At 35.7% G+C, this 14689-nt stretch carries 9 protein-coding genes; all 9 read left to right on the top strand.

Annotation, left to right across the window (positions count from 1 at the left end):
• Positions 1–84: 84 nt before the first annotated feature.
• The 9 genes from ABXT06_RS09640 (at position 85) to ABXT06_RS09600 (ending at position 14681) form a co-directional block, all read left to right on the top strand.
• Positions 85–2325, top strand: coding sequence for a GH92 family glycosyl hydrolase (locus ABXT06_RS09640; RefSeq protein WP_354590565.1), 2241 nt, complete (start codon positions 85–87; stop codon positions 2323–2325).
• 22 nt (positions 2326–2347) lie between these two features.
• Positions 2348–4225: a sodium:solute symporter family protein gene (locus ABXT06_RS09635; protein WP_354590564.1), complete on the top strand. Its 1878-nt coding sequence runs from the start codon at positions 2348–2350 to the stop codon at positions 4223–4225.
• 282 nt (positions 4226–4507) lie between these two features.
• On the top strand, positions 4508–5473 hold the full coding sequence (locus ABXT06_RS09630; RefSeq protein WP_354590563.1) for a glycoside hydrolase family 130 protein: 966 nt from the start codon (positions 4508–4510) through the stop codon (positions 5471–5473).
• Between the two features lie 7 nt (positions 5474–5480).
• Positions 5481–6548, top strand: coding sequence for a carbohydrate-binding family 9-like protein (locus ABXT06_RS09625; protein WP_354590562.1), 1068 nt, complete (start codon positions 5481–5483; stop codon positions 6546–6548).
• Positions 6523–7641, top strand: coding sequence for a putative glycoside hydrolase (locus ABXT06_RS09620; RefSeq protein ID WP_354590561.1), 1119 nt, complete (start codon positions 6523–6525; stop codon positions 7639–7641). Before ABXT06_RS09625 ends, ABXT06_RS09620 begins: the two co-directional genes overlap by 26 nt.
• A gap of 94 nt (positions 7642–7735) precedes the next feature.
• Positions 7736–8755, top strand: a complete 1020-nt coding sequence (locus ABXT06_RS09615; protein WP_354590560.1) for an isoaspartyl peptidase/L-asparaginase family protein — start codon at positions 7736–7738, stop codon at positions 8753–8755.
• A 227-nt stretch (positions 8756–8982) separates the two neighbouring features.
• Positions 8983–11295: a glycoside hydrolase family 20 protein gene (locus tag ABXT06_RS09610; protein WP_354590559.1), complete on the top strand. Its 2313-nt coding sequence runs from the start codon at positions 8983–8985 to the stop codon at positions 11293–11295.
• A gap of 12 nt (positions 11296–11307) precedes the next feature.
• Positions 11308–13161 carry a beta-galactosidase gene (locus tag ABXT06_RS09605; protein WP_354590558.1) on the top strand — a complete coding sequence of 618 codons (1854 nt, stop codon included), beginning with the start codon at positions 11308–11310 and terminating at the stop codon, positions 13159–13161.
• 35 nt (positions 13162–13196) lie between these two features.
• Positions 13197–14681 carry an alpha-L-fucosidase gene (locus ABXT06_RS09600; RefSeq protein WP_354590557.1) on the top strand — a complete coding sequence of 495 codons (1485 nt, stop codon included), beginning with the start codon at positions 13197–13199 and terminating at the stop codon, positions 14679–14681.
• Positions 14682–14689: the final 8 nt, after the last annotated feature.

The raw sequence follows: 14689 nt of genomic DNA, 5'->3' as shown, positions 1-14689 counted from the left end.
GCTGTTTAAATGTCGTCCGTCTAAAAATATTTTGGTAAAAGTTGAATTTATCTAAATTTAAAGTTAAATTAATATTGTTTTGATATGAAGAAAATTACTCTGCTCTCTTTAACGGTAATTTTTGCTGCAAGTTGCAAAATAAATGTTGATAAAAACAAAGATCACAAAAGTTTTGCAACAAATTATGTAGACCCTTTTATTGGTACTGGTGGCCACGGACATACGTATCCTGGCGCAACAGTTCCTTTTGGGATGCTGCAAGTGAGTCCAGATAATGGAATTTCAAGCTGGGACTGGTGTTCAGGCTATCATTATTCTGACTCAATAGTTTCTGGGTTTAGTCATTTACACTTAAGCGGAACAGGAATCGGTGATTTGGCAGATATTTTATTTATGCCGACAAACAAAAAATTAGACTTAACCGCCAAAGCCGCTTCACGCGATTTCCTTCCGTATAAATCAAAATACAATCATGTTAACGAAAAAGCAACACCGGGTTCTTACCAAGTTTTTCTTGAGGATCCTAAGATCAATGTAGAATTAACTTCTACGCAAAGAACCGCATACCATAAGTATATCTATAATAATAACGACACACAATCTGTTGTTGTCGACTTAGGTTTTGCTATAAATTGGGACAAAGCAACAAAAACAGCTATCACAGTTGAAGATGAAAATACTATCAGCGGATACCGTTATAGTACAGGTTGGGCAAAAAATCAGAAAGTATATTTTGTTGCCAAATTTTCTAAGCCAATAACAGAATCTATTATCACAGCTGATAAAAAAGTAGTTTCTGGTCAAAGTGCTGAAGGCGAGAATACAGCTTTGCAATTATTCTTCGATTCTAAAAACTCTAAAGAATTAGGCGTAAAAGTGGCGCTTTCTTCTGTGAGTGTTGAAAATGCAAAAGGTAATTTAGATGCTGAAGGCTATAGTTTTGAGAAAGCAAAATCGGATGCCACTTTAGAATGGAATAAAGCTTTAAGTAAAATTAAAGTTGAAACTCCAATTGATTCTTTAAAAACAATTTTCTATACCGCTTTATATCATGCACAAGTTGCGCCTGTAACATATAGTGATAAAAACGGACAATTTAGAAGAGAAGACGATAAAATTATTACAGCTAAAGATTATACAGCATATTCTACATTATCACTTTGGGATACGTTTAGAGCAGAAAACCCATTGTTAACCATTTTAGAACCAACAAAAGTTTCAGATTTAGTGAGCTCAATGTTAGCCTATTATGAAACTAAAAAAATACTTCCGGTTTGGACATTATATGCTAACGAAACCAATACGATGACAGGATATCATTCGATTCCGGTTATTGTGGATGCTTACATGAAAGGTATTAAAGGTTTTGATGCCGAAAAAGCTTTTGAAGCGATGAAAGCAACCATGATGCAGGACGAACGCGGATTGAATTTCTACAAAAAGTACGGTTATATTCCGTATAACTTATTAGATGAATCAGTTACGATTACTTTAGAATATGCTTACGACGATTGGTGCGTGGCACAAATGGCAAAAGCATTAGGAAAAACTTCTGATTATGAGTTTTTCTCTAAACGTTCAAAAGCATACGAATATTTATTTGATTCGAAATCTGGTTTCATGAGAGGAAAATCGGAAGATGGAAAATCTTGGAACGAACCTTTCGATCCAAAACACTCGAATCACAGAGAACATACCGATTATACAGAGGGAAATGCTTGGCAGCACAGCTGGTTTGTGCCTCATAATGTAGATGATTTTATTAAACTTCACGGCGGAAATGACATTTTCACCAAACGTTTAGAGCAATTGTTTACAGAAAGTTCAGAGATTACAGGAAACAACGTTTCGGCAGATATTTCTGGTTTGATCGGACAATACGCGCACGGAAACGAACCAAGTCATCATATTGCTTATATGTTTAACCACGCCAAACAGCCTTGGAGAACACAATATTGGGTACGTCATATTTTAGATACGCAATATAATACGACAGCAAACGGTCTGAGTGGAAACGAAGACTGCGGACAAATGTCTGCCTGGTATGTATTCAGTTCAATGGGATTATATCCAATGAATCCAGCTTCAGGTGAATACGAAATTGGAAGTCCGATTTTTGAGAAATCAACCTTGAATCTTCCAAACGGAAAAACTTTTGTAATCGAAGCAGAAAATGTTTCAGAGAAGAATTTCTATATCCAATCAGCAACCTTAAACGGAAAAGCATTTAATAAAACAGCAATCTCTCACCAAGATATGCTAAACGGAGGTGTATTGCATTTTGTGATGGGAGCACAGCCAAATCAAAACTGGGGTTTAAACTAACTAATTCAAAAATAAATTATTAATGAACATTATTGACGTATCAATCATTTTAATCTATATCGTAATGTCGGTCGGTATAGGAATCTGGATTTCAAGAAAAGCATCTAAAGGTTTAGATGATTATTTCTTGGGAGGAAAATCTATCAAATGGTATTTTCTTGGTTTAAGTAACGGCTCTGGAATGTTTGATGTTTCGGGAACTTCCTGGATGATTGGCGTTTTATTTCTTTATGGAGTAAAAAGCTTCATGTTTATGTGGCTTTGGCCAATTTGGAATCAGATTTTCGTCATGATGTTCCTCGCAGTCTGGATCAGAAGATCAAAAGTAATGACAGGTTCTGAGTGGATTCTAACTCGTTTTGGAAGTGATAAAGCGGGGAAAGCATCGCATATTATTGTAGCCATTTTTGCAATTATTTCTACTATTGGTTTTATCGCTTATTTCTTCGTTGGAATTGGAAAATTTGTAACGATTATTCTTCCTTGGGATTTAACGGTTCACATGAATGGTTCTGTTTTCTTGACTTCAGAACAAGCTTATGCATTGTTAATCATTTTCTTAACGACAATTTATACGGTTAAAGGCGGAATGTTTTCTGTGGTTGCTACAGAAGTTGTACAATATATTATTATGATTGTTGCCGGAGTTTTAATCGCTGGTTATGCCTTCATTAATTATACTGATATTCAAATCAATTCGGTTATTACACCAGAATGGAAAAATGTTTTCTTCGGATGGGAATTTGAAACACAATGGAGCGATAAATTCGAAACTTTCAATAAATTAATTGATACAGAAGGTTACAAAATGTTTGGCGCTTTCATCGGAATGACCTTGTTCAAAGGATTCTTTGCCAGCGTTGCAGGACCAACTCCAAGTTATGATTTACAGCGTGTTCTTTCTACAAAATCGGTAAAAGAAGCGGCTTATATGAGTGGTTTTACCAACTTGATTTTATTCATTCCTAGATATTTATTAATCACGGGAATTGTGGTTATTGCTTTAGTGAATTTAGCGCCGGAATTAAATGTAAACGTAAATCTAACAGGAGCAGATTTAGAATTATTAATGCCAAAAGTGGTTAATCTTTATATTCCAGTGGGCATTAAAGGAATTCTTTTAGCGGGATTATTAGCGGCGTTCATGTCTGGATTTTCGGCTTTCGTAAATGCAGGACCAGCTTATATTGTAAATGATATTTATAAAAAATACTTTAAGCCAGTTGCTTCAAACAAACACTATATCAAAGTAAGTCAGATTTCTTCTTTCTTAGTGGTTGGTCTTGGAGTTTTCATGGGATTCTTTGCAGATTCGATCAACTCATTAACACTTTGGATTACAAGTGCTCTTTATGGAGGTTACGTTGCAGCTAACTTCCTCAAATGGATTTGGTGGCGTTTCAACGGATGGGGTTATTTCTGGGGAATGGTCGGAGGATTAATCGCTGCTTCTCTTCAATTTATTTTGGATCAAAACAAAGGAAATTTAGCAGCGGGAACATTCTTGCATGACCTTTCGCAAGTGCCATCGATTTACTTATTTCCATTAATTTTCGGAATGTCAATCTTAGGTTGTCTTTTAGGAACTTACCTAAGCAAACCAACCGATATGGAAGTTTTAAAATCTTTCTACAGCAATGTTAGACCGTGGGGATTTTGGACTCCGGTTTACAAAGAATTAAAAGCGGAAGATCAGTCTTTCCAAAAAAATAATGATTTCTATTTAGATATGATGAACTGTGTAATCGGAATTATTTGGCAGTCAAGCATGATTCTGCTTCCGATTTACTTTATTATCAGAGATTATCCGAAGGCCGGTGTTGCTTTAGCAGTGTTCTTAGTGACGACTACGGTATTGAAGTTTACTTGGCTGGATAGAGTTAGGAAGATTGAAGAGTAGATTTTAGAAGAAAGAAAATAGAAGCAAGAAGCAAGATTTTTGAGTTAAGAGTTTCCTCAAAGTTTGTCATTCCGAGGAACGAGGAATCACACTCGAAACTCTACAAAGATTGGCGACAAAGATTGCAACATAGCCCATAGTTTCAACTATGGGAACGCATAGGAAATCTACAAAGATTGGCGACATATATTGCGGAGCTTCTAGTGTGATCCTTCCTTCGTCAGGATGACAAAAAAGACGAATAAAAAAAACAAAAAACTAATAAATAAAAAAAAACAAAAAATGAGTACTATTCCTTGGCAAGACAGACCCGAAAACAGTAAAGATGTAATGTGGAGATATTCTGAGAATCCAATTATCGACAGATATTCGATTCCTTCATCAAACAGTATATTCAATAGTGCAGTTGTACCTTTTGGAGATGGATATGCTGGGGTTTTCAGATGTGATAACAAAGCAGTTCAGATGAATATTTTTGCTGGATTCAGTAAGGATGGTATCAATTGGGACATCAATCACGAGCCAATTGCAATGCAGTCTGGAAATACAGAAATGATCGAATCTGCTTATAAATACGATCCGCGTGTGGTTTGGATTGAAGACCGTTATTGGATTACTTGGTGTAATGGTTATAATGGCCCAACAATAGGTATTGGTTATACTTTCGATTTTAAAGAATTTTTCCAATGTGAAAATGCCTTTTTACCATTCAACAGAAACGGCGTTTTATTTCCACAAAAAATCAACGGTAAATATGCTATGTTAAGCCGTCCAAGTGATAACGGACATACGCCTTTTGGAGATATTTGGATCAGCTACAGCCCGGATATGAAATATTGGGGAGAACACAGATTGGTGATGAAACCTAGTCCGTTTGAGCAAAGCGCCTGGCAGTGTACAAAAGTGGGAGCAGGACCAATTCCAATCTTGACAGACGAAGGATGGTTAATGATTTACCATGGAGTTATCAATACTTGCAACGGTTTCCGTTATGCAATGGGTTCAGCACTTTTAGAGGTTGATTCGCCAGACCAAGTAAAATACAGAACACAGCCTTATTTATTAGGACCAGCTGAGACCTATGAAATGGTTGGTGATGTGCCAAACGTAGTTTTCCCATGTGCTGCTTTACATGATATTGAAGAAGATAAATTAGCAGTTTATTACGGTGCTGCAGATACTCACGTAGCTATCGCTTTCGGAAAATTAAGTGAAGTAATTGAGTTTACAAAAAATAATAGTTTATAATATCAAGATGCATAGTAGAAGTAATTTATTGTCCCTTGCCGTTTTTTTTGTTGGATTGATGAGTTATGCGCAATCTGAAAAACCGGTTACACCGAAAAGTTATATTGCCTATAAAACTTCAAAAGAAATTGTTATTGACGGAGACGGAGCAGATAAAGACTGGGAAAAAGCATCTTGGACAACTCCTTTTGTCGACATAGAAGGTGTTGAAACTCCAAAATACAAGACTCAGGTTAAGATGCTCTGGGACGATAATTACTACTATATTCTGGCAAAAATAGAGGAGCCTCACGTTTGGGCAAATCTAAGACAGCGTGACACTATTATTTTTTATAATAATGATTTTGAGATTTTTATTGATCCAGATAATGATACTCACAATTACTATGAATTAGAAATTAATGCCCTGAATACAGCTTGGGATTTATTCATCAATAAACCGTACCGAGAAAAAAACACCGTTTTAAACGACTGGAATATCGACGGATTAAAATCGGCGGTAAAAGTGGACGGAACTTTAAATAATGCTTCAGATATTGATAAAGGCTGGACATTAGAAATTGCAATTCCGTGGTCGGTTTATAAAACATCATATTTTGATGATATTGTTCCGAAAGATAAGTTTTGGAAAGTCAATTTCTCTCGTGTGAATTGGCAGCATTCTGTTGTTGATGGAAAATATGAACGCAAAAAAGATTCAGAAGGAAAGTTTCTCCCAGAATACAATTGGGTTTGGTCGCCTATGGGAGTGATAAATATGCATGAGCCCGAAAAATGGGCTTATGTATACTTCTCTTCAAAAGAAAGCGATGATAAATTTACAATTCCACAGGAAGAAAAAGTAAAATGGGAACTATATACATTGTACCGTGCTCAAAAGAGATATTTTGATAAAAATAAATCATGGGTAAAATCACTGCAAAGTATCAGTAAAAAAAATATAGTTGTTGATGGAAAAGTTTTAAAACCAGTTTTAGAAAATCATTCATCAGGATTTAATATCTTGGTAAAGAGTCCTTTTTCAAACAAAACCTTAATAATTAAAGAAGATGGTAAAATTATTACGAACGAATAAGCTGCAAAAACTATCAAAAGTTTTAGTGTTAGCGCTTTCGCTGAGTTTATTCTCGTGCGGACAAAAAGAAAATAAAGATCAGCAAAACGGTAAATTCACTTTTGGTGTTTGGACAACAGCTGACGCTAAAAAATCGGATGCAGATTATTCGAAAGAATTCAAAAAATATAAAGACGGCGGTATTGACGAAGTTTTAATTAACACGCAAACCGATCCGAAACTATTAGCAAGATTAGTTCCGCTTGCAAAAAAAGAAGGACTAAAAGTTCACGCTTGGATTATGGCCATGAATCGTCCAAACGATTCAGTTGCGTTACAGCATCCAGATTGGTATCAAGTAAGCAAAGAAGGAAAATCTTGTTTTGATAACCGTCCGTATGTAGATTATTACCAATGGCTTTGTCCAACTAAAGAAGAATCTAGAAATCACGTTTTAGGTTTAGTTGAAGGTTTAGCAAAAGTTGAAGGAATTGAAAGCGTACATTTAGATTACATTCGTTTTCCAGATATTTTTCTGCCAATCAGTTTATTGCCAAAATACAACTTGGTTCAAGATGTAGAATTACCACAATTTGATTTCTGTTATTGTGATGCCTGTGTAAGCAAATTCGAAAAAGAGCATCATAAAAATCCAAAAGAAAGCCACAATACTTCAATCGATATGGAATGGAAAAATTTCAGATTGAATGCAGTAAAAGCAGTGGTTGATGATGCGTATAAAATTGTTCACAAATACAATAAAAAATTAACAGCAGCAGTATTTCCTTATCCAGAAATGGCAGACCACATGGTGCGTCAGCGTTGGGATAAATGGAATATTGACGAAGTATACCCAATGATTTACCATAGTTTTTATGATGAAGAAATTGACTGGGTTGGTTACGCAACCAAACAAGGTGTAGCCGATTTAGAAGGAAAACCGACAAAAGTAAATACAGGAATTTATATTCCAGGATTGAAATCGGATGCAGAATTGAAAGAAGCAATTTTATTGGCTAAGAAAAATGGTGCAACTGGAGTTTCATTTTTTGACGGAAATGCTTTATCTGATAGTAATTTAAAAACAATTAAGTCGGTAAAAGAGTCGTTATAGTCGATTTTACTCGGATTAAAAATTTTTACGAAGTAAATTGCAGCGTCAAGAACAATTGAATTCTTAATGTTGAACCAAAAAATAAGAAAACCAGATGTCAAATAGAAGAGATTTTATCAAGAAAACGGCTTTAGGCACATTAGCTGTAAGTTCTGTTTTGGGCGTAAGCGGATTTGCTGCGAATCATGAAAACGAAGTTGAAGAGCCAAAAGAAAAAAAGCAGACCAAACCAATTATTATTTCGACATGGAATCACGGTTTACCTGCGAATAAAGAATCTTGGAAGAATTTAAAAGAAGGAAAATCGGCTTTGGATGCAATCGAAGCCGGAATGAAAATACCTGAAGCCGATCCGAATGTCCGCAGTGTTGGTTATGGAGGATATCCGGATCGCGAAGGAAAAGTGACTCTTGATGCCTGTATCATGGATCACAACAGTAATTGTGGATCTGTTTGTTTCCTTCAAGGAATTAAACATCCAATTTCTGTCGCAAAAAGAGTGTTGCAAAATACGCCTCACGTAATGTTAGCAGGGCAAGGTGCATTGCAGTTTGCTTTGTCTGAAGGTTTTAAAGAAGAAAACTTACTAACGCCAGAATCGGAAAGAGACTGGAAAAAATGGCTGGAAGATTCTAAATACAAACCAGTCATTAACATCGAAAACCACGACACCATAAGTATGCTAATGTTAGACCAAGAGGGCAATCTTTCTGGCGGCTGTACCACAAGTGGAGCAGCTTGGAAAATGCACGGACGCGTCGGTGACTCCCCAATAATCGGCGCGGGTCTTTTTTTGGATAACGAAGTTGGAGCAGCGGCTGCAACAGGATTAGGCGAAGCGGTTATTAGAACTGCTGGAAGCGCCATGGTGGTTGAATTAATGCGTCAGGGAAAATCGCCTTATGACGCTTGTAAAGAGATCACAGAGCGTATTTACAACAAACACAAAAATCATAAGGACATGGAGTATCTGCAAGTCGGTTTTATTGCTTTAAATAAAAATGGCGAATATGCAGGTTACAGTCTAAGATCAGGATTTAATTACGCTGTTTCTGATGATGTAAAAGGTCACAGAATGGAAGACGCGAAATTTAAAATGTCTTGGGATAAATAATTATAACGTTTAGAACTTTGTCAAAGTTTGAAACTTTGACAAAGTTTTACACAACAGTTTTGTCATCCTGAGGAACGAAGGATTACACAAATTGATCAACAAAGATTGGCGAGTTACTTTGAGGAATTCCTAGTGTGATCCTTCGTTCCTCAGGATGACAAACTAAACCTAAAAAACTAAATCTTTAAATGTTCGAACAAACACTTAAAGAAACCAAAAAACAAAGAATGAAAAAAATAGTATTCCTATTAACCCTAATCTCTTCAATTTTCTCGGCTAACGCACAGAAAATTTACACGGAAAGTGATATTCGTATCATTCCTAAACCGACTCAGACCCTTATTAAAACAGGTGTTTTTGAATTCACAAAAGACACAAAGTTTGTGGTTAACGGCGATTTCCAAAAAGATGCTGCAGATGCTTTGGCTTCTAAATTTGGAACTGCCGCAGGATGGAAACCAGAAGTGACTACAAAAGCTCCTGTAAGTAATTATGTTTTACTGAAAACAGATCCGAACTTAAAGAATGAAGCATACGTTTTAGATGTAAATCCAACCAATATTACTATTTCTGCGAAAGGAAATAACGGTTTTCTATACGCTTTAGAAAGTATTAGACAATTACTTCCAGAAGCAATCGAAAGTCAGTTTGCAATTACTTCTGCAAAATGGGAAATTCCGAGTTTGACTATTAATGACGAACCTCGTTTTAAATGGAGAGGTTTAATGCTAGATTTTTCACGCCATTTCTTCGATAAAAATTATGTTTTAGCTACAATCGATCGTTTGGCAGCGCACAAAATGAACGTTTTGCACATGCATTTAGTAGACGATCAAGGCTGGAGAATCGAAATCAAAAAATATCCGAAACTAACAGAAGTTGGTGCTTGGAGAGTAGATCAGGAGAATTTATCTTGGAATGCGAGACTTGCGGTTACGGCAGATCAAAAAGGAACTTACGGCGGATTCTTCACTCAAGAAGAATTAAAAGAAATTGTAAAATATGCCGCTACAAAAGGAATTGAAGTAATTCCTGAAATCGAAATGCCGGCTCACGTAAGTAGCGCTATTGCTTCTTATCCTGAATTGGCTTGTTTCGATCAGAGAATTGGAGTTCCGTCAGGCGGAGTTTGGCCTTTGACTGATATTTATTGCGCGGGAAAAGAAACGACTTTTGAATTTTTACAGAATGTAATCGATGAAGTAATAACTATTTTCCCTTCAAAATACATTCATATTGGTGGTGATGAAGCGACTAAAACGAATTGGGCAAAATGTCCGCACTGCCAAAAAAGAATCAAAGACGAGCGTTTAAAAAGTGTTGACGAATTACAAAGTTATTTTGTAAAACGCATGGAGAAATACATTAATTCTAAAGGTAAAAAAGTTATCGGTTGGGACGAAATTCTAGAAGGTGGTTTAGCTCCAGATGCAACAGTAATGAGCTGGAGAGGAACAAAAGGCGGAATTGAAGCTGCAGATCAAGGTCATGACGTGATTATGACACCTGAAACTCCTTGTTATTTCAACTTTTACCAAGGACCTCAAAATGAAGAACCTTTAGCATTTGATGCGTATAATCCTTTAAGCGAAGTGTACAAGTTTGATCCTGTGGTTTCTACAATGACACCACAAGAAGCAGCACACGTATTAGGAGGTCAAGCCAATTTATGGGCAGAACATATTAAAGGTCCAAAAGATTCTGAATACATGATTTTCCCGAGATTAGCGGCTTTATCAGAAACATTATGGAGTCCGAAAGAGAAACGTAACTGGAACGATTTTACTTCAAGATTATTCTCAATGTTCAAACGTTACGATTATCAGGGATTAAATTATGCGAAAAGCGCTTATTTGGTAACCGCTTCTTCAACAGCAGATTTGGGTAATAAACAAATTAAAGTAGAGTTGAAAAATGAGTTCCCAAATCCAGATATCCGTTATGTTTTAGGAAATCAAAACATTGATCATCATGCAATAAAATATACAGCACCAATTGAAATCAAAGAAACTACAGTTTTAAAAGCTTCTTTATTTCAGGACGAAAAACCAGTTGGAAAAACATTTACAGATACTATTGTTTTCCATAAAGGATTTGCTCAAAAAGTAAAATATTTGACTCCGTTTAATCAGAGTTATAAAGGAGATGCCAATACGATGGTCAACTCAATCAGAGGAAGTAAAAACTTTCATGATGGACAATGGCAGGCTTGGCTGGTTAACGATATGGAATTGGTAATCGATCTAGGAAAAGTAGAAAGTATAGAACAAGTAATTGTGGGAACTTTAGAAAGTCAGGGAGCAGGAGTTAATTTCCCAATTCAGGTGAAAGTTTTAATTTCTAATGATGGAGTTAAATACAATCAAGTTGGAAAAGTAATGCGTCCGTATGCGGTAAATCCAATTCCGGAATTGAAGGATTTCAAAATTAATTTCCAAAAACAAAATGCACGTTTTGTAAAAGTAATTGGAGGCAACTTAAAGAAAAGTCCAAAAGGAGAAAGCTCTTGGTTGTTTGTGGATGAGATTTTGGTGAATTAAATATTTTAAAAAATGAATAAGATATTATTTAAGCTCGGAGTATTATTGATTTGTTTGATGCCGTTTTTTACAAACGCTCAAACAAAAGGATTTTCTATATCTAATGGAGAATTTCAAAAAGATGGGAAAACTATAAAAATACATTCGGGAGAAATGCACTATGAGCGTATTCCTAAAGAATATTGGAGACATAGACTGCAAATGATCAAAGCTATGGGATTGAACACCGTGGCAACTTATGTGTTTTGGAATTATCACGAAATTGAGCCAGGAGTATGGGATTTTAAAACAGGAAATAAAGATTTAGCTGAGTTTTTACGTATTGCCAAAAGCGAAGGATTATATGTAATTCTTAGACCAGGCCCTTATGCCTGTGGTGAATGGGAATTTGGAGGTTATCCTTGGTGGTTACAGAATAATAAAGATTTGGTAATTCGTACCAATAACAAAGCATTTTTAGAAGCTTGCAGAACTTATCTGCAACAGTTGTACGCAGTGGTAAAAGGAAATTTTGCTAATCAAGGAGGGCCAATTATCATGGTTCAGGCTGAAAATGAATTTGGTTCGTATGTTTCTCAAAGAACTGATATTAGTGCTGAAGATCATAAAGCATACAAAACGGCAATTTACAATATACTTAAAGAAACGGGTTTCCCAGAGCCATTTTTTACTTCTGATGGATCTTGGTTATTTGAAGGCGGTATGGTTGATGGTGTGTTGCCAACTGCAAATGGAGAATCAAACATAGAAAATTTAAAGAAACAGGTAGATAAATTCTATAAAGGACAAGGACCTTACATGGTCGCAGAGTTTTATTCTGGCTGGCTGGATCATTGGGCAGAACCATTTATTAAAATTGGATCTGAAGAGATTGCAAGCCAAACTAAAAAGTACCTTGATGCAGGCGTTTCTTTCAATTATTATATGGTTCACGGCGGTACTAATTTCGGATTTACCTCTGGAGCAAATTATAATGAAGAAAGTGATATTCAGCCGGATATTACAAGTTATGATTATGATGCGCCTATTAGCGAAGCAGGTTGGGCTACACCAAAATTTATGGCTATTCGTGAGGTAATGCAAAAGTATTCTAAAACAAAATTAGCATCGATTCCAGAGAAAATACCAGTTATAAAATATCCTAATCAGCCTGTCAAATCAAGTATGGATGTTTTAAGCTGGATCAAAAAAGAAAAACCTGTTGTTGATGATCAACCTTTAACATTTGAAAAGTTAGGTCAGGGGCATGGATATGTTTTATATCGCAAACGATTTACACAGCCAATTTCCTCTGGCAAATTAAAAATTGAAGGATTGAGAGACTTTGCTACCGTTTATGTAAATGGAGTTAAAGTGGGTGAATTGAATAGAGTTTTCAAAAATTACGAGTTGACAGTTTCTATTCCTTTTAACGGTATTTTAGAAATTCTGGTTGAAAATATGGGTCGTATTAATTACGGAGCTGAAATAGCGCATAATACTAAAGGAATTATTTCTCCAGTATTCATTAATGAATATGAAATTAGTGGCGGATGGGAAATGTATAAAATGGCAATGAGTGAAGTTCCTGCTGTTAAAAATGAAACGGTAAAATCGGGACGCCCAGTTTTATATGAGTCTACAGTAAACATTGATAAACCAGCCGATACTTTTCTTGACATGACCAATTGGGGAAAAGGAATTGTATTTGTTAATGGACACAATCTTGGACGCTACTGGAAAGTAGGCCCACAACAAACACTTTATGTGCCAGGCTGTTGGTTGAAAGCGGGCGAGAATAAGTTTGTTGTATTCGAGCAACTTAATGAAAATGCTCAAACAGAATTAACTTTTACAGATCAACCGATATTGGATAAACTAAACTAAAAACAAAGAATAATAAATTATAAATTAGATTAAAGATGAAAAAAGGAATATTCATAATCGCCCTTTTATTTTCAGCTCAGATATTCGCTCAGGCGATTTATGAAGATGAAAGATACGTACCAGAAACTGATCCATTAGTTCTAAAGAACTTAGACGAATGGCAAGGCAAGAAATTTGGTTTGCTAATGCACTGGGGAACTTACAGCCAATGGGGTATTGTAGAATCTTGGTCTATCTGTCCTGAAGATTACGGATGGTGTGAACGTAAAAAAGGAAGTAATCCGTCTAATTATAATGATTATATCAAAGATTATGAAGGTTTAAGAAAGACTTTTAATCCAGTAAAATTTGATCCTGCAAAATGGGCTAAAGCAGCTAAATATGCGGGTATGAAATACATGGTTTTTACCACCAAACACCATGACGGTTTCAATATGTATGATACTAAATATTCTGATTACAAGATTACTAGTAAAGATGTTCCTTTCCATACAAATCCTAAAGCAGACGTTTTAAAAGAAATTTTCAACTCTTTTAGAGGTGAAGGAATTTCAACTGGAGCTTATTTCTCTAAACCAGACTGGCACAACGAAAACTACTGGGATCCTTATTTTCCTCCTTTCGACAGAAACGTAAACTACGATCCGTCTTTATATCCAGAAAAATGGCAGAAATATGTTGATTTCACGCACAACCAAATCTTAGAAATTCTTTCTAACTACGGAAAAGTTGATATCTTATGGTTAGATGGTGGATGGGTTAGAAAAAGAGACCAAGTGAACATCAAAGAAAACTATGACGAGAAATTTACTGAAAACGAATCTAAAAACGGTTTCATCAAACACAGAGTAGTAGATCAGGATCCAAAAATGGATGAGTTAGTGATCAAAGCGCGCCAAAAACAACCAGGTTTAATTGTAGTTGATAGAGCGGTTCATGGTAAAAACCAAAACTACTTAACTCCAGAGGGACGTGTTCCTGCTAAAACTTTGCCTTATCCTTGGGAATCTTGTATTCCAGCTGGAGGCGGATGGTCTTATTCTCCAGGTGTAACTTACATGACAGGAAGACAAGGAATTCACTTGTTGATTGATATCGTTGCAAAAGGCGGAAACTTATTATTAAACGTTGCTCCAAGTCCAGAAGGAGAATGGGATAAAGGTGCTTACGATTTATTGCAAGCTTATGGTGATTGGATGAAAGTAAACAGTACAGCGATTTACAATACAAAACCAATCGAGCCTTACAAAGAAGAAAACATCTGTTTTACACAAAACAAAGCTGGAAATGTATTTGCATTTTATTTAGCTAAAGAAGGAGAAGACAAAATTCCTGCAGAAGTTACTGTAAAAGCTATTAGTCCTAAAAAAGGAACTAAAATTACAATGTTAGGTTCTAAAACTTCTTTAAAATGGACCAAAGAAGGAAACGGATTTAAAGTAGTAATTCCAGAAAGCTTAAGAAACAATCTTCCAGCAAAAGAAGCTTGGACTTTAAAAATTGAAGCGATCAACAGATAAAAATGAAA

Source organism: Flavobacterium sp. UW10123 (genome assembly GCF_040538975.1).
Classification (GTDB): Bacteria; Bacteroidota; Bacteroidia; order Flavobacteriales; family Flavobacteriaceae; genus Flavobacterium.
The sequence above is the reverse complement of the archived record's forward strand: the minus strand, read 5'-3'. Positions and strand labels throughout refer to the sequence as shown.

Excerpts from the sequence above, each read along its gene's own strand:
- ABXT06_RS09640 (WP_354590565.1), top strand. The coding sequence starts at position 85 with ATGAAGAAAATTACTCTGCTCTCTTTAACGGTAATTTTTGCTGCAAGT.
- ABXT06_RS09635 (WP_354590564.1), top strand. The coding sequence starts at position 2,348 with ATGAACATTATTGACGTATCAATCATTTTAATCTATATCGTAATGTCG.
- ABXT06_RS09630 (WP_354590563.1), top strand. The coding sequence starts at position 4,508 with ATGAGTACTATTCCTTGGCAAGACAGACCCGAAAACAGTAAAGATGTA.
- ABXT06_RS09625 (WP_354590562.1), top strand. The coding sequence starts at position 5,481 with ATGCATAGTAGAAGTAATTTATTGTCCCTTGCCGTTTTTTTTGTTGGA.
- ABXT06_RS09620 (WP_354590561.1), top strand. The coding sequence starts at position 6,523 with ATGGTAAAATTATTACGAACGAATAAGCTGCAAAAACTATCAAAAGTT.
- ABXT06_RS09615 (WP_354590560.1), top strand. The coding sequence starts at position 7,736 with ATGTCAAATAGAAGAGATTTTATCAAGAAAACGGCTTTAGGCACATTA.
- ABXT06_RS09610 (WP_354590559.1), top strand. The coding sequence starts at position 8,983 with ATGAAAAAAATAGTATTCCTATTAACCCTAATCTCTTCAATTTTCTCG.
- ABXT06_RS09605 (WP_354590558.1), top strand. The coding sequence starts at position 11,308 with ATGAATAAGATATTATTTAAGCTCGGAGTATTATTGATTTGTTTGATG.
- ABXT06_RS09600 (WP_354590557.1), top strand. The coding sequence starts at position 13,197 with ATGAAAAAAGGAATATTCATAATCGCCCTTTTATTTTCAGCTCAGATA.